Raw genomic sequence first — 22,305 nt, forward strand, 5'->3', positions numbered from 1 at the left:
CGGAACTTTCGTCGTCGTACCTGACTGAAGATACCCCGGCCATCTGCGAAACGAAACGGTTTCGTACGTGTGCTGGGTCACGAAGGTGAAGAGCCCGTAAGGGCCCGCCCGGCGCGGGCTCACGAGTTGCTGGTGCCGTGGGACGGGAAAAGCATGGGGAGGTGAGCTATCTGCGCTGTCCCCACCTCAGCGGCGACCTGCTGTGTTTCGTGGCCGAGGACGACCTCTGGCTGGCCCCCCTCGACACCCCGGGCCGCGCCTGGCGGCTCACCGTGGACCGCACCAAGACCGGGCCCCCGCGCTTCTCGCCCGACGGCCGGCACATCGCGTACACGACCTGGCGCAGCCTCGCCCCCGAGATCCACCTCGTCGCCGTCGACGGCGGGCCCGCGAGACAGCTGACGTACTGGGGCAGCGCCGACACCCAGGTGTGCGGCTGGACGCCCCCCGACCCGGACGGCACCACGGACATCCTGGCCGTCGCCTCCCACGGCCAGCCCTTCTCGCACTTCACCTGGGCCTACAAGGTCCCTGCCGACGGCGACCCGGGCGGACGGCTGCCCTGGGGGCCGGTCGCCGACATCCAGGCCACCGACCTCGCCGGTGAGCGCAGGACGCTGCTGCTCACCGGTACCCCGCCGCACGAACCGGCCGCCTGGAAGCGGTACCGCGGCGGCGCCATGGGCCGGCTGTGGCTGCACGGGCAGCGGCTCCTGCCGGACCTCGGCGGCCATCTGTCCTCCCCCGTGTTCGTCGCCGGCCGGATCGCGTTCCTCTCCGACCACGAGGGCATCGGCAACCTCTACTCCTGCGCCTATGACGGCAGCGACCTGCGCCGCCACACCGACCACGACACCTTCTACGCCCGGCACGCCGCCGGCGACGGCAGCCGCGTGGTCTACCAGTGCGCGGGCGACCTGTGGCTGGTGGACGACTTCTCCCCCGACGGCGTACCGCGCAGACTCGACGTCCGGCTCGCCGGACCGCGCACCGGCCGCCGCCGCCACCAGGTGCCGGCCGCGCAGGACATCGACGGCATCTCCGTGGACGAGACCGGCCGGGCCAGCGCCGTCGTCGTCCGCGGCAGCCTGTACTGGCTCACCCACCGCGACGGCCCCGCCCGCACCCTCGCCGACACGCCCGGCGTCCGGGTACGGCTGCCGGAGATGCTGGGCTCCACCGGGCAGGTCGCCTACGTCACCGACGCCGAGGGCGAGGACGCCGTCGAGATCGCCCGCCTGCCCCGCGCCACCGGCGACCGCCCGCCGCGCCGGCTCGCCTCCGGCGCACTGGGCCGCGTCCGGGAGCTGGTCTGCGACCCGCAGGGCGAACGGCTGGCCGTCGCCTCGCACGACGGACGGCTGCTGCTGATCGACGTGCCGGAGGAGGAAGGGACGGGCACGACGGACACAGAGGCCGGTGGTCCGGGTGGGCGGGTGACCGAGCTGGTGCGGTCCGGGAACGGACCTGTGCGGGACCTCGCCTTCTCCCCCGACGGCGCCTGGCTCACCTGGTCCCACCCCGGCATCGGCCGCACCCTGCGCCAGATCAAGCTGGCCCGGATCAAGGACCGGCTCATCGTGGACGTGACCAACGGCCGCTTCGAGGACGAGAACCCGGTGTTCACCCGCGACGGCCGCTACCTCGCCTTCCTCTCCTGGCGCGGCTTCGACCCGGTGTACGACGTCCACACCGGCGACCTGTCCTTCCCGCTCGGCTGCCGCCCGTACCTCGTCCCGCTCTCCTCGGCGACCCCCTCCCCCTTCGCCCTGAACCCCGAGGGCCGCCCCGCCGCCGGCGGACTCGACCCGCTGGTGGACGACGAGGACACCGGCGAGGCCGGCACGGTGACCGTCGAGGTGGAGGGGCTGGAGAGCCGGGTCACGCCGTTCCCGGTCATCGCCTCCAAGTACTCCGCGCTGTACCCGGTCGCCGGCGGTGGCCTGGTCTGGCTGCGCTGGCCGATCTCCGGCGCGCTCGGCGAGACCTTCGCCAGCCCCGACGACACCACCGGCCGCCCGACCCTCGAACACTTCGGCATCGGCAAGGCGAAGAAGTCCGAACTCGTCGGCCACCTCGACTGGTTCGCCGTCAGCGGCGACGGCACCCGGCTGGTCGTCGTCGACGAGGGCGACCTGCGGGCCGTACCGTCGGCCGAGCCCGGCGACAGCGACACGACCGTCTGGATCGACACGCGCCGCATCCTGCACGAGGCCGACCCGCCCGCCGAGTGGCGCCAGGCCTACGACGAGGCGGGACGCCTGATCCGCGCCTACTTCTGGGACCCGGGCATGTGCGGCATCGACTGGGACGCGGTGCTCGCCCAGTACCGTCCCCTGGTCGAACGGGTCTCCTCCCCCGACGAGTTCGCGGACCTGCTCCGCGAGGTCCTCGGCGAACTCGGCACCTCCCACGCCTACGTCACCGCCGCCCGCCGCAACGAGGGTCCGCCCCACTACCAGCGCCGGCAGGGCCTGCTCGGCGCCAACCTCGTCCGCCGCGACGGCCGGTGGCTGGTCGGACGCGTCCTGCCCGGCGACTCCTCCGACTCCAAGGCCCGCTCACCGCTGGCCGGCACGGGCATCCGCGAGGGCGCCGTCCTCACCCACGTCGACGGCCGCCCGGTCGACCCGCTCACCGGCCCCTACCCCCTGCTCGCCGGCTCCGGCGGTACGACCGTGGAGCTGACGTTCACCCCCGCCGACGGCGAACCCGGGCGGGCCCGGCGGGTCGCCGTCGTCCCGCTCGTCGACGAACGCCCGCTGCGCTACCAGGACTGGGTGGCCAAGCGCCGTGAGGTCGTCCGGGAGCTGAGCGACGGAAAGTGCGGCTATCTGCACATCCCCGACATGGGCGGTTCCGGCTGGGCCCAGTTCAACCGCGACCTGCGCATGGAGGTCTCCCGGCCCGCGCTGATCGTGGACGTGCGCGGCAACGCGGGCGGCCACATCAGCGAACTCGTCATCGAGAAACTGACCCGCAAGATCGTGGGCTGGGACCTGACCCGGGACGCGCAACCGGTGTCGTACACCTCGAACGCCCCCCGCGGCCCGGTGGTGGCCCTGGCCGACGAGGCGACCTCGTCCGACGGCGACATGATCACGGCGGCCTTCAAACTGCTGGGGCTCGGCCCGGTGGTCGGCCAGCGCACCTGGGGCGGGGTCGTCGGCATGACCGGACGGCACCGGCTGGGCGACGGCACGGTCATCACCGTCCCCATGAACGCGGCCTGGTTCGACGCCTACGGCTGGTCCGTCGAGAACCACGGCGTCTCCCCGGACCTGGACATCACGCGCACCCCGCTGGACTGGGCCGAGGGCCGCCACGCCCAACTGGCCGACGCCGTCCGGCTGGCCCTGGACCTCCTGGCGGTCACCCCCGCGGCGACGCCACCGGGCTACCGCGACGTCCCGGACCGTTCCCGGCCGAAACTGCCCCCGAGGCACGCCTCCTGAGGGGCCGTCCCCAGGACAGCGGCGCGGGGCACCCTTCGCGAGAAGGGCACCCCACGCCGGTCGGGCCGGGCCTCGACTAGGCGTCGTAGTCCTGGTCGAAGCGGTCCTCCGCCTGCTGCTCCGTGTCCTCGATGTCACGGTGGCCCGGGCGGGTCCGCTCAGGCTGCTGACCCTGACGGTCCTGACGGCCCTGGCGGCCCTGGCGGTCCTGCGGACCGCGCTGGCCTGCCTTCTCGCGGGACTGGCCGAGCTTCTCCTCGGCCTGCTCCGGCCGCCGGCCCGACTTCTCCTGGAACTGGTCCTTCATACCCATGTGGGTTCACTCCCGTAGTGGGTGGGGATTCGGCCCCTCGGTGGGGCCTCGACCAGATTCACACGGGCGAACACGGAGTGCATGTCGATCAGTTACGGTGCGTGGCGCGAGCGGTCTCGTCAGCCGCCCCACCTGCGCCGACGAGTCCGGAGCGCATCCCCTGGAGCCGGGGTGCGAACCGCTTCATCTCGCGCTGCCCGACCGTGGCGATGAGTGCGGGGAGGTAGCCGCGCACGCCCTGCATGCCGCGCAGCCACCACTGTCCGTACACATGCGCCGAGCGCCGCTCGATCCCGGCGACGAGCCGGTCCACGGCAGGACCCAGCGGGTAGGTCTTGTTCGACGGCCACGGCAGCCGCTGGCGCAGCTCCCGCATGACGTCGTCCTGGTCGGCGCCGCGCACCATGTCGGTGTCGGTCCAGGACAGATAGGCGACCCCGACGCCCACGCCCTGGTGGCCGACCTCGGCGCGCAGACTGTGCGCGTACGCCTCCACACCCGACTTGGACGCACAGTACGCCGACATCATCGGCGCCGGCGTGAGCGCGGCGAGCGAGGCGACCTGGAGCAGATAGCCGCGGCTCTCGGCCAGCACCGGCAGGAAGGCCCGCGCGGTCACCGCCGAACCGATCAGGTTCACCTCGATCACCCGCCGCCACGCCTGCGGATCGGAGTCGGCGAACGGACCGCCGGCCGCCACACCGGCGTTGGCGACCACGATGTCGACCTTCCCGAACCGTTCCTTCACCTCCCGCGCGACCCGGCTCATCGCCTCGTGGTCGGTGACGTCGGCGTACCAGTGCGCGCTCTCGCCGTGCAGCCGCCCGGAGACCTCCTTGAGCATCTCCTCCTCCAGCCCCACCAGCGCGACCTTCGCCCCGCGCGCGGACAGCCTGCGCGCCAGCAGCTCACCGACGCCACGCGCCGCTCCCGTGACGACCGCGACCTGTCCTTCGAGGCTGACCCTGCTCATGCGCCCTCCTTGACCTGCTGTACGGGTGTGACAGGGGAACCTGCCGGGGAGTTCGGGGAGTCGGCCCCGGTGACGTACGTGCCGGCCAGTTCCCTGATGCGGCCGGTCACCGGCTCCGGCGCCTCGATCGGGGTCATGTGGCCGATGCCGGGCAGCTCGGTGAGGCCGACGCAGCGCGGCAGCGCGGCGACCAGCGCCCGGGCGTGCACCGGGGGCGTGAGCAGGTCCGACGTGCCGAACAGGACGGCGGTCGGCACGTGCAGCTCCCGTACGCCGTGGTCGAGGTCGAGCGTGCCCAGCACCCCGGCCCAGGCGTGGCGGACGGCGCGCGGGCAGCCGTGCACGATGCGCGCGCACGCCTCCACCATGTGCCGGGCCGAACCGGCGCCCATGGTGCCGTACTTGAGGACGCGCAGGGCGAGGGGCGTGACCGGTCCGAGGGGCGCGCGCGAGCCGAGGACGCGCCCGGTGAGCCAGGTGCGCACGCGCCCGGCGCGCATCGGCACCACGAGCGACTCGGCGATCAGCCGCGAACTGCCCGTGCTGCACAGCAGGACGGCGGCGGCGTGTTCGCGGAAGCGGGGGCGCCCGGCGGCGGCCATGACCGTCATTCCGCCCATGGAGTGGCCGACGACCAGCGCCTTCTCCCCGGGGGCGAGTGTCCGCGCGAGCACCGCTTCCAGGTCGTCCGCCAGCGCGTCGGTGGTGCAGGCGGGGCTCGACGGACTGCGCCCGTGGCCCCGCTGGTCGTAGGCGATCACCCGGTGGTCGGCCGCCAGGTCCCGTATCTGGGCCGCCCAGAACGCCGTCGAGCAGGTCCAGCCGTGGGAGAGGACGACCGGCGGCGCGTCCTGCGGGCCGTGCACCTCGACGTGCAGGCGCGCGCCGTCGGCGGACGTGACGGTGAGGGTGCGGGCGGGGGTGGGCGGGGCGTAGGGGCCGGAGGTCACGGAGGTGACCGGAGTGCGCCGGCTCATGCGGCGGCCTCGCTCTGCCGGGTCCCGTCGGTCCGCGCCGGCGCGGACCGCCCGGCGGCGCGCACGACCTCGTACTCCGCGAGGTCCACCCGCCGGGTCGCGCGCCGGAACTCCGTCGTCGTACCGGGCCAGATGGTGGTGTTGCGACCGCTCGCGTCCTGGTACCAGCTGGTGCAGCCACCGGTGTTCCACACGGTCCGCTTCATGCGCTCCTGCACCCGCTCGTTCCAGGCCTCGACGGCGGCGGGCCGGGCGTCCAGGGCGGTGCCGTCGCCCAGGACGCCGAGCTGGCGCAGGTAGTCGGCCAGGTAGTTCAGCTGGGACTCGATCATGAGGATCATGGAGGAGTTCCCCAGGCCGGTGTTGGGCCCGATGACCGTCATGAAGTTCGGGAACCCGGCCGCCGCGGCGCCGCGCAGCGCCCGCATGCCGCCCTTCCAGGACTCGGCGAGCGTCACGCCGTCGGCGCCGACCACACGCTCGGCGATGGGCATGTCCGTGACGTGGAAGCCCGTACCGAAGATGATCGCGTCGACCTCGGCCTGGGTGCCGTCGGCCGCGACGACCGTCGACCCGCGGACCTCGCTGAGCCCACTGGCGACGACGTCCACATTGGGCCGGGCGAGCGCCGGGTAGTACGTGCTGGAGAGCAGGATGCGCTTGCAGCCGATGCGGTAGTCGGGGGTGAGCCTGGCACGCAGGGCCGGGTCCTTGACGGCACGGGCCATGTTGCGCTTGGCGAGCTGTTCGACGACGCCGAGTTCGTCGGGGCGCTTGGTGAACGCCTGGACCTGGAGCTCGCGGATGCCCCACAGCAGCCCGCGCCGGACCTGGGCGGTGACCGGCAGCCGCCGGTGCAGCCATCGCTCGGCGCCGCTGATGGCCCGGTCGACGCGGGGCAGCACCCACGGCGGGGTGCGCTGGAAGAGGGTGAGCCGGCCGACCTGCGGCTGGATGGCGGGCACGATCTGGATGGCGGAGGCGCCGGTGCCGACCATGGCGACCCGCTTGCCGCGCAGGTCGTAGTCGTGGTCCCAGCGAGCGGAGTGGAACACCTCACCCGGGAAGGACTCCAGGCCCGGGATGCGGGGGATCTTCGGGTCGGACAGCGGCCCGGTGGCGGAGACGACGACGTCGGCGGTCAGCGTGCCGCGCGTGGTCTCGACGGTCCACCGCAGCTTCTCGGTGTCCCAGGTCATCAGCTTGACCTCGGAGCCCAGACGCAGGTGCGGGCGCAGTCCGAACAGGTCGGTGACGTGCTCCAGGTAGGCCCGGATGTGCCGCTGCCCGGAGAAGGTGCGCGGCCAGTCGGGGTGCGGCGCGAAGGAGAAGGAGTAGAGGTGGGAGGGCACGTCGCAGGCGCACCCGGGGTAACTGTTGTCCCGCCAGGTGCCACCGACGCTGTCGGCCCGTTCCAGGACGACGAAGTCGGTGATCCCTTCCCGGCGCAGCCGCACGGCGGCCCCGAGACCGCCGAAGCCGGACCCGATCACCGCCACCCGCACATGCTCGTGCTCGGTCATCCCGAGACCTCCACGCATCACCTAGAAACCCTGCCAGTGAACACTGGCGCAATGGGACTGTAGAGCAGCTCCGTACCGAGCGGTAGGGGGCGGGAGAAGGAAGTTACCGGCGGTACGCCATAGGCTGCGGTCGTGGCAGAGGACGCAGAGCACTTCGAGGCCGGCCCCCGGGCGGCGCACCCCCCGGCGCCCCGCGAGTACCGCACGGAGGAACTGGCCCGGCTGGCCGGCATCACCGTGCGCACCCTGCGCTTCTACCGCGAGCGCAGACTGCTGCCGCCACCCCGCCGCGAGGGCCGCATCGCCTGGTACGACGACCACCACCTGGCCCGGCTGCGCACCGTCGCGGCCCTCCTGGAGCGCGGCCACACCCTGACCGGCATCGCCGAGCTGGCCGAGGCCTTCGACCACGGACGCGACGTCGCCGACCTGCTCGGCGTGGGCACCCCCAGCGAGGAGGAGCCGGTCCGCCTCACCCCCGAGGAGCTCGCCGCCCGCTTCGAGGGCGAGGTCACCCCCGACAACCTCGCCGCCGCCATGGAACTGGGCTACCTCGGCACCGACGGCGACGAGATCGTCCACATCAGCCGGCGCCTGCTCGACGTCTCCTCCGCCCTGGTCCGCGAGGGCATACCGCTCGCCGAGGTCCTGGCGGCCGGCGCCCGCGTCCGCGAACACGCCGACACCCTGGCCGCCCTCTTCACCGGCCTGATCCTGCGCCACGCCCCCGAGGAGGACCTCCACCGCCTGCGCCCGCTGGCCCGCAGCGTGGTGGAGGCGGAACTCTCCCTGGCCCTGGACCGCCGCATGGCCGAGCGCGGCCAGGGGCACCCGTAGGCCCGCTACAGGTCGTACACGACGGTGACCGGCGCGTGGTCCGACCACCGCTCGGCATGCGTGGCCGCGCGCTCGACGAAACCCTTGACCGCCCGGCCGGCGAGCCCCTGCGTGGCGATCTGGTAGTCGATCCTCCACCCCGAGTCGTTGTCGAAGGCCCGCCCCCGGTACGACCACCACGTGTACGGGCCCTCGGTGTCCGGGTGGAGCGCGCGGACGACGTCGACGTAGCCGCCGTCCGCCGGTTCGAGGACCCGGCCGAGCCAGGCGCGCTCCTCGGGCAGGAAGCCGGAGTTCTTGGTGTTGCCGCGCCAGTTCTTCAGGTCGGCCTGCCGGTGGGCGATGTTCCAGTCGCCGCAGACCAGCACCTCGCGCCCGTCGGCGGCGGCCCGCTCCCGCAGGTCCTTCAGGTAGGTGAGGAACTCGTCCATGAAGCGGACCTTCTCGTCCTGCCGCTCGGTGCCGGCCTCGCCGGAGGGCAGGTAGAGGGAGGCGACGGTGACGCCGGGCAGGTCGGCCTCGACGTAGCGCCCGCTGCCGTCGAACTCGGCCGAGCCGAAGCCGACCCGGACCCGGTCGGGTTCGCGGCGCGTGTAGAGGGAGACGCCCGCGCGGCCCTTCGCGGCGGCCGGGGCGTGGGTGACGTGCCAGCCGTCGGGGCCGCGGACCTCCTCGGGGAGCTGGTGCGGCTCGGCGCGGACCTCCTGGAGGCAGACGACGTCCGCCCCGGTCCCGGCGAGCCACTCCACGAAGCCCTTCTTCGCGGCGGCCCGCAGTCCATTCACGTTCACGGAGGTCACAGTCAGCACCCGGGCACCCTACCGGCACACTGGTCAGGGTCCGCACGAGCCCGACCCCTGCCGCCTACTGCATAGAAGTACGATACCCAGAATGAATATACGTCGCGTTCGGTTCGATCACCCCGACGCCACCAAGCTCAACGACGAGGTCCAGGCCGAGTACCACCTGCGCTACGGCGACGGGGGCGACGCCACTGCCCTCGACCCCGCCGACTTCGACCCGCCCCGGGGCCTGTACCTGATCGCGTACGACGAGCACGACCGCCCCGTGGCCACCGGCGGCTGGCGCGGCCAGGACCGCAACGAGGAGGGCAACGAGGACGGCGACGCCGAACTCAAGCGCATGTACGTCGTCGAGGGCATGCGGGGCCGCGGCCTGGCCCGCCGCATCCTCGCGGCCCTGGAGGAGGACGCCCGCGCGGCCGGCCGGCTGCGCATGGTCCTGGAGACGGGCACCAAGCAGCCCGAGGCGATCGCGCTGTACACCTCCAGCGGCTACGAGCCCTGCGTGAAGTTCGGCTACTACCGCCACTACGAGGACAGCCGCTGCTACGCCAAGCGCCTGTGAGCCATCCACGCGCCGGGTCCCGCCCCGCCCCCGCACCGCTTCCCCGGCGGCGCGGACCCGGCCACGCGCCATGCCCGTGAAACGACGAAGATCCCGGCCGATCGTGATGATCGGCGGGATCTTCGTTCACCGTCCCGAGCTGACTCGGGGACAGTTGTGCGTGGACCTGAGGGGATTCGAACCCCTGGCCCCCTCGATGCGAACGAGGTGCGCTACCGGACTGCGCCACAGGCCCTTGCAACGAGTGAAACTCTAGCATCCCGATCGCGGTGCCCGGAAATCCGCTCCCTGACTGGTCAGGGCGGGCCGGGAGGGGTGCGGGCGGCCGGGGTCACTCGTTGGCCGCGCGCGGGCGCCCACCCTCGTCGTACTGGTCGAAGAGAGGCGTACGGCCGCGTTCCCGCGCCCGGCGCGCGGAGGCCGCACGGCGGACGTCGCTGCGGCCGGCCACCGGCTTCTCCCCGGACGCGGAGGCCGCCTCGTCCGCTTCGCCCTGCGGCGCGTGGCCCGCCTCGCGCTCCGGCGCGACCGCGCTGGAGCGCGCCGAACTCCAGGTGTCGGGCGCCCCCAGATCCACGTCGGAGGTGGCGCGCGGAGCGACCGGCGCGGTGACGTACGTCGGCAGGGGAACCGGCACCGGGTCCCAGCTGTCCCCGTGCCCGGGCCTGCGCTGCCGCTCCCGCTGCTGGTCGACCCACTCGGCGTGGTCGGTCTGCTCGACGAGCGCACGGCGGTCCGCGGCGAGCGCGGACAGGCCGGTGTCCGTGCCGCTGTCCGGACCCTCCTCCGGCTGGTCCGCGCCGGGGCCGGCGTCGAGCGGGGCCCGGCGGCGCGGCTGGCGCTCGCGCAGGCGCTGGGCGGCCACCTCGGCGTGCCGGCGGTCCATCTGGTAGGCGAACCGGCGGCGCTCCTGCGCCCGCAGATAGGCGATGTAGCCGCTGAGCGTCACGGCCGGCACGGCGGGCACCCACAGGAAGGCGAGCCCGCCGACGGCGGCGACGATCGCGCCGAGCGTGAAGGCGAGGAAGAGCATCACGGTGGTGCGCCGCCGGCGCGCGAGCACCTTCGAGCGCCGGGCGCGCGCCTCGGCCGCCTGTGCCGAGGGTTCGCGCCGGACGGCCGGCTCCCGCTGGGGCGGGATCCCGGGCGGGTGGCCGGATCCAGGCCCGGCCGCCGGTCCGGCCGCCGGTCCGGCCGCCGGCCCGGCGGCCTGGTCGCGTGCCGGTTCGGCGGTGCCGGGTGTCTCGGGCCCGGCGTCCGGGGCGGTCTGACGGCGGGTCGGAGGCATGGCGAAGGCCCGGACGTCCACCGAGTCGGTGACCGCGTCCGGATCGCCGGCGTCCGGCTCCCCCTCCTGGGTGGAGCGCGCCCGCAGGTCCCTGGCGTACCGGCGCTCCATCCCCGCCCGTCCGGACAGCAGCCGGATGGCGGTGCTGAAGCGTTCCGTCGGACGGGCCTCGTTCAGCTCGTCCTGCCTACGGAGCCACATCGGCACCAAGTAGGCGGCCCAGGCCCCGACAATGACTGCGTAGATGAGGCCGCTGCTGCTCACGCCTCACACGGTAGAGGGGTTTGCGTGGGGCCATCCGCCAATTGGGCCGGTGTGTCGCACGATCCGGCTGATATTTCCAGCATTTTTTGGGACCGATGCGATCAGCGGACCGCCGTAGGCGCGAATTATGCGCCGCACGAACGGTCAACACCCGATCAATTTCGAACACATATTCAATTCCTCGGGCGCTCGGCGGGATTCCCCGGGGCGCCGGCCGAGCCCTCGGCGCGCCGGGCCTCGCGCGAGCGCGCCCGGTGCCAGCGGCTGAGCAGCCCGTCGGGCACCTCTTCCGCGGTGAGCGCGAAGACCAGGTGGTCGCGCCAGGCCCCGTCGATGTGCAGATAACGCGGCCGGACCCCCTCCTCGCGGAATCCGAGTTTCTCCACGACCCGGCGGCTCGGCCGGTTCTCGGGGCGAATGCAGACCTCGACGCGGTGCAGTCCGACGGTGCGGAAACAGTGGTCCACCGCGAGCGCGACGGCCGTCGGCATCACCCCGCGGCCGGCCACCCCCTGGTCCACCCAGTAACCGACGTGTCCGGAACACATCGACCCCCAGGTGATCCCGGCGACCGTCAGCTGTCCGACGAGCCGCCCCTGGTACTCGATGACGAACGGCAGCATCCGGCCCGCGCCGGCCTCCGCCCGCAGATGCCGGACCATCTGGCGGTAGGTCGGCCGGTGCGCGACCGGCCCGCTCGGCGTGGGCGGCGGGATGGTCGCCTCCCAGGGCCGCAGCCAGTCGCGGTTGCGCCGGTTCACCTCGCGCCAGACCCGCTGGTCGCGCAGCTTTATCGGCCGGAGGACGACCTCGCCGTCCGCCAGCACGGCGGGCCAGGCAGGGCTGTTCAGCTCGCACCCCCACCGCTGCCGGGTCTGGGGTGGTCACCGCCGCGGATCTGGTCGACGGCGTGCACGAGGAGGGGCTCCAGGACGGCGAGGCCGTCCCGCACCCCTCCGGTGGACCCGGGCAGGTTGACGATCAGCGTTCCGCCGGCCACGCCCGCGAGTCCCCGGGACAGCGCGGCGGTGGGCACCTTGTCCCGCCCGTACGCGCGGACGGCCTCCGCGATGCCCGGCACCTCGTGGTCGATGACCGCGCGGGTCGCCTCGGGGGTGCGGTCGGTGGGCGAGACGCCCGTACCGCCGGTGGTGACGACCACGTCGTACCCGGCCTCCACGGCCGCCCGCAGTTCCGCCTCGACCGGATCACCGTCGGGCACCACCCGCGGCCCGTCCACGGCGAAGCCGAAGCCCTCCAGGCCCTGCACGACCAGCGGGCCGCCCCTGTCCTCGTAGACCCCGGCGGCGGCCCGGTTGGACGCGGTGACGACCAGCGCGGCGTACGGCGCCCGCAGCGCCCCGCCGGTCGTGCCGTCGCCGGTCATGACCGGCTCCAGTCGCCCGACGCGCCGCCCGTCTTCTCCTCCACCCGTACGTCCGTGATGACCGCTCCCTTGTCGACCGCCTTGACCATGTCGATCACGGTGAGCGCGGCGACCGTCACCGCGGTGAGGGCCTCCATCTCGACGCCCGTGCGGTCCGTCGTCCTCACGGTGGCCCGGATCTCCACGGCGTCGTCCGCGACCGACAGGTCCAGTCTCACACCGGACACCGACAACGGGTGGCACAGCGGGATGAGATCGGGGGTGCGCTTGGCGCCCATGATCCCCGCGATGCGGGCGGTGGCGAGGGCGTCCCCCTTGGGCATCCCCTCACCTCGCAGCAACTCGACCACGCGCGGTGAGACGAGGACCCGGCCGCCGGCGCGGGCGGTGCGCTCGGTCACGTCCTTCCCGGACACGTCGACCATGCGGGCCGCGCCCGCCTCGTCGATGTGCGTCAGTCGGTCCTGCACAGGGCGTCCGGGGGTCTCCCCCCGGGAAGGCACAGTCATGGTGTGGCGCTCCCGGTCCGGGCCCGGCGCGGTGCGGTGCGCGGGCCTGCTGTGCCCGACACGCTACCGCCAAGCCGGGACGCGCAGCCGACGAGGATCCACCTGTGGACGGGCACGCGCGCGTGCGTCAGCCGAGGAGGACGACCTCCACCTCGGTGCCGGGCTCCACCGACTCCACGTCCTCGGGCACGACGATCAGCGCGTTCGCCCGCGCGAGCGCCGCGATCAGGTGGGAGCCCGCGCCGCCCACGGGGCTGACCTTCCCGCCGGCGTGGACGCCGCGCAGGAACTGGCGGCGCCCCCGGGGCGAGCGCAGCGCCTCGTCCGCCGTGAGCTCTGCCCGCGCGCGGGGCCGGTGGATGTCCTTGAGGCCCGACAGCGTGCGGATCGCGGGACGGACGAACAGCTCGAAGGAGACGTACGACGACACCGGGTTGCCGGGCAGGGCCAGCAGCGGGGTGTGGTCGGGGCCGATGGAGCCGAAGCCCTGGGGCTTGCCGGGCTGCATGGCGAGCCTGCGGAACTCCACACCGCTGCCCGCCTCGTCCGCGTCGGCGGCGTACGACAGCGCCTCCTTGACGACGTCGTACGCCCCGACGCTCACCCCGCCCGTGGTCACCAGCAGGTCCGCGCGGATCAGCTGGTCCTCGATGGTGGAGCGGAGGGTCTCGGCGTCGTCGGCGACGGCACCGACCCGGTAGGCGATGGCGCCCGCGTCCCGCGCGGCGGCGGTGAGCGCGAAGCTGTTGGAGTCGTGGATCTGGCCGGGGCCCAGTTCCTCACCGGGCTGGACGAGTTCGCTGCCGGTGGACAGGACGACCACGCGCGGGCGCGGGCGCACCCGGACCGTGCCGCGGCCGATCGCGGCGAGCAGGGCGAGCTGCGGCGGGCCGAGGACCGTGCCCGCCTCCAGGGCCAGGTCACCGGCCTTCACGTCGCTGCCCCTGGCGCGTACGTGCGCGCGTGCCGCGGCGGACCGGTACACGCACACCTGCCCCTCGGCGCCCTGGGGAGCCAGGCTGCGTGACCGCATGCCGCTCACCGGGCCCTCGCCGAGTCCTCCGTCGGTCCACTCGACGGGGACGACGGTCTCGGCGCCGGGCGGCAGCGGCGCGCCGGTCATGATGCGCGCGGCCTGCCCGGGGCCGACCCGGACCGGGTCGGCCGCGCCCGCCGCGACGTCCCCGACGACCTCCAGGACGGCGGGGAACTCCTCGCCGGCGCCCGCGATGTCCGCGACCCGCACCGCGTACCCGTCCATGGAGCTGTTGTCGAACGGCGGCAGGGACACCGGCACCGTGACGTCCTCGACCAGGACACAGCCCTGGGCGTCGAGCAGTTGCAGCTCGATGGGTTCCAGGGGGCGGACGGTGGAGAGGATGTCCTCCAGGTGCTCGTCCACCGACCACAGGTCGTCCGGGCCGGCGGGGCGGGTCGCGGCGCTGGTCAAGGCTGCTGCATCTCCTCGGCTACGTAACTGCGGAGCCAGGTCCGGAAGTCCGGGCCCAGGTCCTCACGTTCGCATGCGAGTCTGACAATGGCACGGAGGTAGTCGCCACGGTCGCCGGTGTCATAGCGGCGGCCCTTGAAGACGACGCCGTGCACGGGGCCGCCGGCCTTCTCGTCCTGGGCGAGCTGCTGGAGGGCGTCGGTCAGCTGGATCTCGCCGCCGCGGCCCGGCTCGGTGGTGCGCAGTATGCCGAAGATGTGCGGGTCGAGGACGTAGCGGCCGATGACCGCGTAGTTCGACGGGGCGTCCGCCGGGTCCGGCTTCTCGACCAGTCCGGTCACCTTGACCACGTCGCCGTCGACGGTGGCCTCCACGGCCGCGCAGCCGTACAGGTGCATCTGCTCGGGCGCGACCTCCATGAGGGCGATCACGCTGCCGCCGTGCCGTTCCTGGACCTCGATCATGCGCTGGAGCAGCGGGTCCCGCGGGTCGATGAGGTCGTCACCGAGGAGGACGGCGAACGGCTCGTGGCCGACGTGCGGGGCGGCGCACAGCACGGCGTGCCCGAGCCCGCGGGGGTCGCCCTGGCGCACGTAGTGCATGGTGGCCAGGTCGCTGGACTCCTGCACCTTCGCGAGGCGTTCGGCGTCGCCCTTCTTGCCGAGCGCCGACTCCAGCTCGTAGTTGCGGTCGAAGTGGTCCTCCAGGGGGCGCTTGTTGCGCCCGGTGACCATGAGGACGTCGTCGAGTCCCGCCGCCACGGCCTCCTCGACCACATACTGGATCGCCGGCTTGTCTACGACCGGCAGCATCTCCTTGGGAGTGGCCTTGGTCGCCGGCAGGAACCGGGTGCCGAGGCCTGCCGCGGGGATGACAGCCTTGCTGATCCTGGGGTGGGACTGAGTCATGCCCGCAACCATATCCGGTGCCTTTGTGGGAGATCTGTGGCTCCGGTTGGTTGACCCTCATATCGCCTGCATTAAGAGAAGGGTGCGAGAACGACCAGTGGAACACGGCGGACGTACGGGCGAGCCTGACAAGGCCACGTTGCGGCGGGAGATCCTCGCGGTGAGGAACAGGTTGACGGCGGATGACGTCCGCACGGCGGGGCGGGCGCTGGCGGAACGCGCGCTGGAGCTGCCCGAGCTGGCGGGCGGGCGCACGGTGGCGGCGTACGTCTCCGTGGGCGGCGAACCGGGCACCCTCGCGCTGCTGGACGCGCTGCGCGCCCGCGGGGTGCGCGTGCTGCTCCCCGTGCTGCTGCCCGACAACGATCTGGACTGGGGCGAGTACACCGGCCCGGACTCCCTCGCGCGGGTCCGGCACGGCGGGCGGATGACGCTGTCCGAGCCGTCCGGCGCGCGCCTCGGCCCGGACGCCGTGACGGACGCGGACGTCGTCCTGCTGCCGGGACTCGCGGTGGACGGGCGCGGGATGCGCCTGGGGCGCGGCGGAGGCTCGTACGACCGGGTGCTGGCCCGTCTCGAGGGAGCGGGCGCCCGCCCCCGGCTCGTGGTGCTGCTGTACGACACGGAGATCGTCGCGCGCGTCCCGGCCGAGGCGCACGACAAGCCCGTGCACGCGGCGGTGACGCCTCGCGGCGTACACCGTTTCGCGCCCGCCTGACCGGCGCCCCGCAGGTCCACCGGGCTTCGCGCACGGGAAAAGGCCCTCCACGCGCGCGTGGAGGGCCTTTTCCCGTGCGGTGCCGTCAGCGGCTCACGGCTTCAGGACGAGGGTGTCGCTCGTGCTCCTGCCGACCGCCTTGTCCGAGAACGACCAGGGCAGCAGTTCGCCCTTGGCCCACATGCCCGTCTGGTCCGTGTAGTGCGCGCTGAAGGCGTGCCCGGAGGCACCCGTCAGGTTGATCCACTTGGATTTGTCGAGGTCGGCGAGGTTGACGACCATCCGCATGGACGGCACCCACACGACGTTGTAGCCGCCGGCGGCGTTCCAGCCGGACGCGTTCACCGCCGCCTCGCCGCCGCTGAGCTTCCAGGGGCCGCGGTTGAGCAGGTACTGCACGGCCTTGGGGCCCTCGGTGCCGAGCGTCTGGTTCTTCAGGAACAGGCGGTGCAGCCGGCCCCAGCTCCAGGTGTCGATGTCCTTGCCGAGCTTGGCGGTCAGCTCCCAGCGGGCGTCGATCATCGCGCGGGCGAAGAGCTGGTCGCGGTTGGCCGCGCCGGGGCGGGTGCCCGACCTGGGCGTCTTCCACCAGTCGCTGTCCGGCTTGTCCATCAGGGTGCGCACGACCTCGTACCAGCGGTCGCCGCCATCCGGCTGTGCCTGGTCGGCGTCACGCTGGCCGCACTCGCGGACCTTGGTGTCGTCGTCCACCGGGCCGGTGCTGTCGATCTTGTCGACCCACAGGCACTGCCCCTTGACGCGCAGCTCCTTGGGGAGCTTGTTGCCGAAGGCGAGCTTGAGGATGTTGCGCCACACCGAGTTGAAGTAGGCGGCCGCGGCGGAGTCGGCGTCCTGGGTGTAGTCCCAGCCCTCCAGCAGCTTCTGCGCCTCACGGACGTCCGGGTCGTCCAGGTCGAGCTTCAGCAGCTTGGGCACCAGGAGCTTGGCGATCTCGCTGCTGTTGTCCAGCTGCATCTGCCGCATGTCGTCGGTGGAGATCCTGCCGCCGTCCTTGATCTTGGACTCGATCAGGTCGGTGATGCGCTGGCTGCGGGTGCCGTAGCCCCAGTCGGCGGTGAGCGTGTACGGGTACGCGTCCTTGCCGACGACGGCCTGGTTGGCGGTGACGATGTAGCCGCGCGCGGGGTCGTACTCGTAGGGCAGCTCGTCCTGCTTGACGAAGCCGGTCCAGTGGTACTTCGACTCCCAGCCGGGCGCCGGGACGGAACCGTCGTCCGCGGCGGAGCGCGTGGGGATCTTGCCGGGCAGCGTGTAGCCGATGTGGTTGTCCGTGTCGGCGTAGACCAGGTTCTGCGAGGGCACGTCGAACAGGGCCGCCGCCGAGCGGAACTCGCTCCAGTCCGACGCCTTGTCGAGGGCGAACACCGCGTCCATGGTGGTGCCCGGGTCGAGCGCGGTCCACCTCAGGGCGATGCCGTAGCCGTCGCCGCGGTCGGGCGCGGCGGTGTTGACGGCGGCCTTCCTGCCGACCTGGACGAGTTCGTCGTCGCGGTCGGACAGCAGGGGCATGCCGTCCTGGGTCTGCCGGACGACGATCGTCTTGGACTGGCCGCCGGCGACCTCGATGGTCTCCTCGCGGGTCTTGAAGGGCCGCACCTTGCCGTCGTACAGGTAACCGTTCGCGGTCACCTTCTCCAGGTACAGGTCGGTGACGTCGACGCCGGAGTTGGTCAGCCCCCAGGCGATCTTCGCGTTGTGGCCGATGATCACACCGGGCATCCCGGCAAACGTGTAGCCGGCGACGTCGTACTGGCACTTGCTCGACACGGTCCGGCAGTGCAGGCCCATCTGGTACCAGACGGACGGCAGGGACGCCGACAGGTGCGGGTCGTTGGCGAGGAGGGGCTTCTTGCTGACGGTGTACTTCCCGGCGACGACCCAGGAGTTCGAACCGATGCCCTGACCGTTCACGCCGACCGCCGCGGGCACGTTGTCCAGGACGTTGTAGAGGCCGCCCAGCTGGCTCGTGAGGCCGGAACCGCTCGCGCCGGTGGTGGTGCCCGTGGTGCCCGAGGTACCGGTCGTGCCCGTCGTGCCCGTGGTGCCGCTCGCACCCGTGGTGCCGGTCGTGCCGGTCGCACCCGTCGTACCCGTGGTGCCGGTCGTGCCTGTGGTACCCGTAGTGCCCGTCGTGCCCGTGGGCTGCGAGGTGCCCGTGCCGCCGCTCTGCTGGAAGCTCTTGCTCAGCTCGTCGTACTGGCCTTCCTGCACGATCGGCTTGTGGCGGCCGTAGGGGTACTGCGGGTACAGCTCCTGGATCTGCTGCGGGCCGAGACGGCTGGTCATCAGGGCGCGGTCGATCTCGTCCTGCATGTTGCCGCGCAGGTCCCAGGCCATCGCCTTCAGCCAGGCCACGGAGTCGACCGGGGTCCACTTCTCCGGCGTGTAGTCGTTGGTCAGCCCCAGGGCCGCGTACTCCAGGGAGAGATCCGCGCCGTCCTTGCCCTTGAGGTAGGCGTTGACGCCCTCGGCGTATGCCCGGAGGTACTTCTTCGCGGCGGGCGACAGCTTGGTGTCGTACTCCCGCTGGGCGATCCGGTGCCAGCCGAGGGTGCGCAGGAACTCGTCGTTCTTGACCTGGCCCTTGCCGAACATCTCCGACAGGCGGCCGGAGGTCATGTGCCGGCGCACGTCCATCTCGTAGAACCGGTCCTGCGCCTGGACATAGCCCTGCGCCATGAACAGGTCCTCGTCGGAGGAGGCGTAGACCTGCGGGATGCCGTGGCCGTCCCGCCTGACGTCGACCGGCCCGGACAGGCCCTCGAGCCTGATCGAACCCGTGGTCTGCGGGAAGGAGGCGCGGACGGTGCTGATCGACCAGTACGCCCCGTAGGCGATGCCTCCGATGAGGGCCAGAACCAGCAAGAGCACGACGAGTCGGGCTTTGCGCCCCTTCTTCCTGCCGGACTTGGCGGGCTTGTCACCCGTTGTGGCGGTGGTGTTGGGGGGCATCGCTGTCCTTGCTGTCCTAACGCGAGCGGCAGGTCGGGCTGTGACTTCGAATGAGCGCTGGAGCAACCATAGGCGCAGGGCCATGTGCCGCTTGACGCGGAGTCGGGAACCGGCGTGCACGGGCGTTCGATCTTGCCTTGTGGAACGTCAAGAAAGCGTCAAGAGTTAGGTAAGGTAACGAAGTAACCGGACATCCCGGAGGAGGAACGCCCGCTGACTGTTCACCACCTCAACCAGCTCCTGCTCGTGTGCTCCCTCGTCCTGCTGGTCGCCGTCGCGGCCGTCCGGATCTCCTCGCGCAGCGGGCTCCCCAGCCTGCTCGTCTACCTCGGCATCGGCGTCCTCATGGGCCAGGACGGCATCGGCGACATCCACTTCAACAGCGCCGAGGTGACCCAGGTCATGGGGTACGCGGCCCTCGTCGTGATCCTCGCCGAGGGCGGCCTGGGCACGAAGTGGAAGGAGGTCCGGCCCGTCCTGCCCTCCGCCTCCGTCCTGGCCACGGCGGGAGTCGCGGTCAGTGTGGGGGTCACCGCGGCGGGCGCGCACTACCTGGTCGGCCTGGAATGGCGGCAGGCGCTCATCATCGGGGCGGTGGTGTCGTCGACGGACGCGGCGGCGGTCTTCTCCGTACTGCGGCGCATCCCGCTCCCCGCGCGCGTGACGGGCACGCTGGAGGCGGAGTCCGGCTTCAACGACGCCCCGGTGGTCATCCTCGTCGTCGCCTTCTCCACCGCGGGTCCGGTCGACCACTGGTACGTGCTGCTGGGCGAGATATTCCTGGAGCTGGCCATCGGCGCGGTCCTGGGGCTCGCGGTGGGCTGGTTCGGCTCCTGGGGGCTCAAGCACGTGGCCCTGCCCGCCTCCGGCCTCTACCCGATCGCCGTGCTGGCGATCGCCGTCACGGCGTACGCCGCCGGCGCCCTGGCGCACGGCAGCGGCTTCCTGGCCGTCTACCTGGCCTCCATGGTGCTCGGCAACGCCAAGCTCCCCCACTGGCCCGCCACGCGCGGCTTCGCCGAGGGGCTCGGCTGGATCGCCCAGATCGGCATGTTCGTCGTGCTCGGCCTGCTGGTCACCCCGCACGAGCTGGGCGACGACGTCTGGCCCGCGCTGGTCATCGGGCTGATCCTGACCATGGTGGCCCGGCCGCTGAGCGTGGTGTCCAGCCTGGCCCCGTTCCGGGTGCCGTGGCAGGAACAGGTCCTGATGTCGTGGGCCGGACTGCGCGGCGCCGTGCCCGTCATCCTGGCGACCATCCCCATGGTGAACGGCGTCACCGGCAGCCACCGCATCTTCAACATCGTCTTCGTGCTGGTCGTCGTCTACACCCTCGTCCAGGGACCGACCCTGCCGTGGCTGGCGCGCACCCTGCGCCTGGGCGAGCAGGGCGAGGCCTCCGACCTCGGCATCGAGTCGGCGCCCCTGGAGCGGCTGCGCGGGCACCTGCTGTCCGTCTCGATCCCCGAGGGCTCACGGATGCACGGCGTGGAGGTCAACGAGCTGCGGCTGCCGGCCGGCGCCGCCGTCACCCTCGTGGTGCGGGCGGAGAAGTCGTTCGTTCCGCTGCCCTCGACGGTGCTCAGGCGGGGCGACGAACTGCTGGTCGTCGCCACCGATCCGGTCCGCGACGCGGCCGAACGCCGGCTGCGCGCGGTCGCCCGCGGCGGCAAGCTGGCGAGCTGGCTGGGCATCGAGGAGACGGACGGCGGGCGGTGACGCGCCGGCGCAGCGCGTTACGGCCACGTCGCGTACGAGGCGCACCCGCGCCAAACACAGGCGAACATGCCCGACGGTGCTCTCTTTCACAGGAGCACAAGGACATGATCCCTGTAGGATAAAGGCGCACTGATCGAACCAACTCTGCCTGATGCAGAGCTGGCGCGACCGTATGGCGGCCGGAAACGCCCTTTCGCAGAGGCCCGGTATCTACCGCAGTTCCGCGCAAGAGGACAGCTCTCGGCGCCCCCGCACGGGCGCGCTACCAGGCGGAAGAAAGGCACGGGCCGTGGCGTCCACGGTCACCAGCGAGCCGGCGGAGAACCCGCAGGCGTCGTCCCGCCCGGGATACGGACAGCTGCTGCGCACCCGCGGCGCCTGGACATTCCTGGTCCCCGGCTTCGCGGCGCGTCAGCCGTTCGCGATGCTCACCATCTCCATCGTGCTGCTCGTGCAGCACACCACCGGCTCGTACGGCGCGGCGGGCGCCGTCGCTGCCGCCACCGGCGTCTCCATGGCGTTGTTCGCGCCCTACAGCGGCCGTCTCGCGGACCGCCACGGACAGCGTGCCGTGCTGATCCCCGGCGTCCTGGTGCACACCCTCGCCGGCCTGACGCTGACGGCACTCGCCCTGGGGCACGCACCCCTGTGGGCCCTGTTCCTCGCGGCCGTCCCGACGGGCGCCTCGGTGCCGCAGGTCGGCCCGATGGTGCGGGCCCGCTGGGGCGTGAAGCTCCAGGACTCGCCCCTGATGACCACCGCGGCGGCGTTCGAGTCGGTCACCGACGAGTTGACCTTCGTCTTCGGCCCCCTGCTGGCGACCGCCCTGAGCACGGCCGTGGCACCGGCGGCGGGCCTGGTCACGGAGGCCGCCCTGACCCTCGTCGGCGGCCTGCTGTTCGCGGCCCGGAAGAGCACGCAGCCACCGGTGACCGGCGGCGACGGGCACGCGCGCGTGCAGCACGTCTCCGCCCTGCGCATTCCCGGCGTACGCGTGCTGGTCGTGACCTTCCTGGGGATCGGCTCGGTCTTCGGCGGCATGCAGGTGTCGCTCGCGGCGTTCACCGAGTCGATCGGCGAGCCCGGCCTGAACGGCGTCCTCTACGGCACCTTCGCCACCGGCAACATGCTGTCCGGCATCGTCTGCGGCGCGATCGCCTGGAAGGTGGCCCCCCACAAGCGCCTGGTCGTCGGCTACACGGCGCTCGCGCTGGCCGCGTCCGCCCTGTGGACGGCGCACTCGGTGCTGCTGCTCGCCGCGCTCGGCCTGCTGGTCGGCATGTGCATCGCACCGGCGCTGATCACGGGCTACACGCTGGTCGAGGGCCTGGTCCCGGCCGGTGCCCGCACGGAGGCCTTCACCTGGCTGACCGGCGCGGTCGCGCTCGGCCAGGCCGCCGCCGTGACGGTCGCCGGACAGCTGGAGGACCGGCTGTGGGACGGCGCGGGATTCCTGGTGCCCATGGCCGGCACCGTACTCGCGCTGATCACCCTGCTGGCGCTGCGCTCACGGCTGATCGCGCGGCCCCGCAACCGTACGGTCGCGCGTGGCGTCGGTCACCGCGTGCCGGTCACGGTGGACTGATCCCCGGGAATACGTCACTATGGACCGTCGTTAGCACTCATTGAGTGAGAGTGCCAGG

General features: G+C 72.5%; 18 protein-coding genes and 1 tRNA gene. 6 read left to right on the forward strand and 13 right to left on the reverse strand.

Going from position 1 to position 22,305, the window contains the following annotated elements:
- Window positions 1-161: 161 nt before the first annotated feature.
- On the forward strand, window positions 162-3,455 hold the full coding sequence (locus tag AB0F03_RS06015) for a S41 family peptidase (RefSeq protein WP_361986979.1): 3,294 nt from the start codon (window positions 162-164) through the stop codon (window positions 3,453-3,455).
- A gap of 76 nt (window positions 3,456-3,531) precedes the next feature.
- Here the strand turns inward: AB0F03_RS06015 and AB0F03_RS06020 are convergent, their stop codons facing one another.
- The 4 genes from AB0F03_RS06020 to AB0F03_RS06035 all read right to left on the reverse strand — a co-directional run bounded on the left by AB0F03_RS06020 (window position 3,532) and on the right by AB0F03_RS06035 (window position 7,241).
- Window positions 3,532-3,768, reverse strand: a complete 237-nt coding sequence (locus AB0F03_RS06020) for a hypothetical protein (RefSeq protein ID WP_361986981.1) — start codon at window positions 3,766-3,768, stop codon at window positions 3,532-3,534.
- An 88-nt stretch (window positions 3,769-3,856) separates the two neighbouring features.
- The gene (locus AB0F03_RS06025; protein WP_361986983.1) at window positions 3,857-4,741 is read right to left on the reverse strand and encodes an SDR family oxidoreductase; all 885 of its coding nucleotides are present in this window, start codon (window positions 4,739-4,741) and stop codon (window positions 3,857-3,859) included.
- Complete coding sequence (locus AB0F03_RS06030; RefSeq protein ID WP_361986984.1) at window positions 4,738-5,718, reverse strand: alpha/beta hydrolase; 981 nt, start codon at window positions 5,716-5,718, stop codon at window positions 4,738-4,740. The genes AB0F03_RS06025 and AB0F03_RS06030 overlap by 4 nt, the downstream gene beginning before the upstream one ends.
- On the reverse strand, window positions 5,715-7,241 hold the full coding sequence (locus tag AB0F03_RS06035) for an NAD(P)/FAD-dependent oxidoreductase (RefSeq protein WP_361986986.1): 1,527 nt from the start codon (window positions 7,239-7,241) through the stop codon (window positions 5,715-5,717). Before AB0F03_RS06035 ends, AB0F03_RS06030 begins: the two co-directional genes overlap by 4 nt.
- Before the next feature lie 132 nt (window positions 7,242-7,373).
- Between AB0F03_RS06035 and AB0F03_RS06040 the strand changes: the two genes are divergently transcribed.
- Window positions 7,374-8,078, forward strand: coding sequence for a MerR family transcriptional regulator (locus tag AB0F03_RS06040; protein WP_361986987.1), 705 nt, complete (start codon window positions 7,374-7,376; stop codon window positions 8,076-8,078).
- Window positions 8,079-8,083: 5 nt separating this feature from the next.
- Here the strand turns inward: AB0F03_RS06040 and AB0F03_RS06045 are convergent, their stop codons facing one another.
- Window positions 8,084-8,887 (reverse strand): exodeoxyribonuclease III, encoded by an 804-nt coding sequence (locus tag AB0F03_RS06045; protein ID WP_361986989.1) that lies wholly within the window; start codon window positions 8,885-8,887, stop codon window positions 8,084-8,086.
- Window positions 8,888-8,969: 82 nt separating this feature from the next.
- Here AB0F03_RS06045 and AB0F03_RS06050 point away from each other — a divergent pair, with 82 nt between their 5' ends.
- The gene (locus AB0F03_RS06050; protein WP_361986991.1) at window positions 8,970-9,446 is read left to right on the forward strand and encodes a GNAT family N-acetyltransferase; all 477 of its coding nucleotides are present in this window, start codon (window positions 8,970-8,972) and stop codon (window positions 9,444-9,446) included.
- A gap of 161 nt (window positions 9,447-9,607) precedes the next feature.
- On the opposite strand, the gene AB0F03_RS06055 is transcribed toward AB0F03_RS06050, so the two are convergent.
- The 7 genes from AB0F03_RS06055 to galU form a co-directional block, all read right to left on the reverse strand.
- Window positions 9,608-9,681 (reverse strand) — tRNA-Ala (locus tag AB0F03_RS06055).
- Window positions 9,682-9,777: 96 nt separating this feature from the next.
- Window positions 9,778-10,998 carry a gephyrin-like molybdotransferase receptor GlpR gene (gene glpR / locus AB0F03_RS06060; protein WP_361986993.1) on the reverse strand — a complete coding sequence of 407 codons (1,221 nt, stop codon included), beginning with the start codon at window positions 10,996-10,998 and terminating at the stop codon, window positions 9,778-9,780.
- Between the two features lie 173 nt (window positions 10,999-11,171).
- Entirely contained in the window at window positions 11,172-11,825 is a 654-nt protein-coding gene (locus AB0F03_RS06065; protein ID WP_361986995.1) for a GNAT family protein, read from the reverse strand.
- 20 nt (window positions 11,826-11,845) lie between these two features.
- The gene (locus AB0F03_RS06070) at window positions 11,846-12,385 is read right to left on the reverse strand and encodes a molybdenum cofactor synthesis domain-containing protein (RefSeq protein WP_361986997.1); all 540 of its coding nucleotides are present in this window, start codon (window positions 12,383-12,385) and stop codon (window positions 11,846-11,848) included.
- Entirely contained in the window at window positions 12,382-12,894 is a 513-nt protein-coding gene (moaC, locus tag AB0F03_RS06075; RefSeq protein ID WP_361986999.1) for a cyclic pyranopterin monophosphate synthase MoaC, read from the reverse strand. The genes AB0F03_RS06070 and moaC overlap by 4 nt, the downstream gene beginning before the upstream one ends.
- 127 nt (window positions 12,895-13,021) lie before the next feature.
- Window positions 13,022-14,344 carry a gephyrin-like molybdotransferase Glp gene (gene glp / locus AB0F03_RS06080; protein ID WP_361987001.1) on the reverse strand — a complete coding sequence of 441 codons (1,323 nt, stop codon included), beginning with the start codon at window positions 14,342-14,344 and terminating at the stop codon, window positions 13,022-13,024.
- A complete protein-coding gene (gene galU, locus AB0F03_RS06085; RefSeq protein ID WP_361987003.1) occupies window positions 14,341-15,252 on the reverse strand; it encodes a UTP--glucose-1-phosphate uridylyltransferase GalU in 912 nt (303 codons plus the stop codon). Before galU ends, glp begins: the two co-directional genes overlap by 4 nt.
- Before the next feature lie 97 nt (window positions 15,253-15,349).
- Between galU and AB0F03_RS06090 the strand changes: the two genes are divergently transcribed.
- Window positions 15,350-15,970, forward strand: coding sequence for a 5-formyltetrahydrofolate cyclo-ligase (locus AB0F03_RS06090; RefSeq protein ID WP_361987486.1), 621 nt, complete (start codon window positions 15,350-15,352; stop codon window positions 15,968-15,970).
- 93 nt (window positions 15,971-16,063) lie between these two features.
- On the opposite strand, the gene AB0F03_RS06095 is transcribed toward AB0F03_RS06090, so the two are convergent.
- A complete protein-coding gene (locus tag AB0F03_RS06095; protein ID WP_361987005.1) occupies window positions 16,064-18,943 on the reverse strand; it encodes a penicillin acylase family protein in 2,880 nt (959 codons plus the stop codon).
- Window positions 18,944-19,135: 192 nt separating this feature from the next.
- Here AB0F03_RS06095 and AB0F03_RS06100 point away from each other — a divergent pair, with 192 nt between their 5' ends.
- Together AB0F03_RS06100 and AB0F03_RS06105 are read left to right on the forward strand one after the other, a co-directional pair.
- Complete coding sequence (locus AB0F03_RS06100; protein ID WP_361987488.1) at window positions 19,136-20,662, forward strand: potassium/proton antiporter; 1,527 nt, start codon at window positions 19,136-19,138, stop codon at window positions 20,660-20,662.
- 289 nt (window positions 20,663-20,951) lie between these two features.
- Window positions 20,952-22,247 carry an MFS transporter gene (locus tag AB0F03_RS06105; RefSeq protein WP_361987007.1) on the forward strand — a complete coding sequence of 432 codons (1,296 nt, stop codon included), beginning with the start codon at window positions 20,952-20,954 and terminating at the stop codon, window positions 22,245-22,247.
- The last annotated feature ends 58 nt before the right edge of the window (window positions 22,248-22,305 follow it).

Source organism: Streptomyces sp. NPDC028722, assembly GCF_040637655.1.
Taxonomy (GTDB): domain Bacteria; phylum Actinomycetota; class Actinomycetes; order Streptomycetales; family Streptomycetaceae; genus Streptomyces.

Excerpts from the sequence above, each read along its gene's own strand:
- AB0F03_RS06020 (WP_361986981.1), bottom strand. The coding sequence starts at position 3,768 with ATGGGTATGAAGGACCAGTTCCAGGAGAAGTCGGGCCGGCGGCCGGAG.
- AB0F03_RS06025 (WP_361986983.1), bottom strand. The coding sequence starts at position 4,741 with ATGAGCAGGGTCAGCCTCGAAGGACAGGTCGCGGTCGTCACGGGAGCG.
- AB0F03_RS06030 (WP_361986984.1), bottom strand. The coding sequence starts at position 5,718 with ATGAGCCGGCGCACTCCGGTCACCTCCGTGACCTCCGGCCCCTACGCC.
- AB0F03_RS06035 (WP_361986986.1), bottom strand. The coding sequence starts at position 7,241 with ATGACCGAGCACGAGCATGTGCGGGTGGCGGTGATCGGGTCCGGCTTC.
- AB0F03_RS06050 (WP_361986991.1), top strand. The coding sequence starts at position 8,970 with ATGAATATACGTCGCGTTCGGTTCGATCACCCCGACGCCACCAAGCTC.
- AB0F03_RS06070 (WP_361986997.1), bottom strand. The coding sequence starts at position 12,385 with ATGACCGGCGACGGCACGACCGGCGGGGCGCTGCGGGCGCCGTACGCC.
- moaC (WP_361986999.1), bottom strand. The coding sequence starts at position 12,894 with ATGACTGTGCCTTCCCGGGGGGAGACCCCCGGACGCCCTGTGCAGGAC.
- galU (WP_361987003.1), bottom strand. The coding sequence starts at position 15,252 with ATGACTCAGTCCCACCCCAGGATCAGCAAGGCTGTCATCCCCGCGGCA.
- AB0F03_RS06095 (WP_361987005.1), bottom strand. The coding sequence starts at position 18,943 with ATGCCCCCCAACACCACCGCCACAACGGGTGACAAGCCCGCCAAGTCC.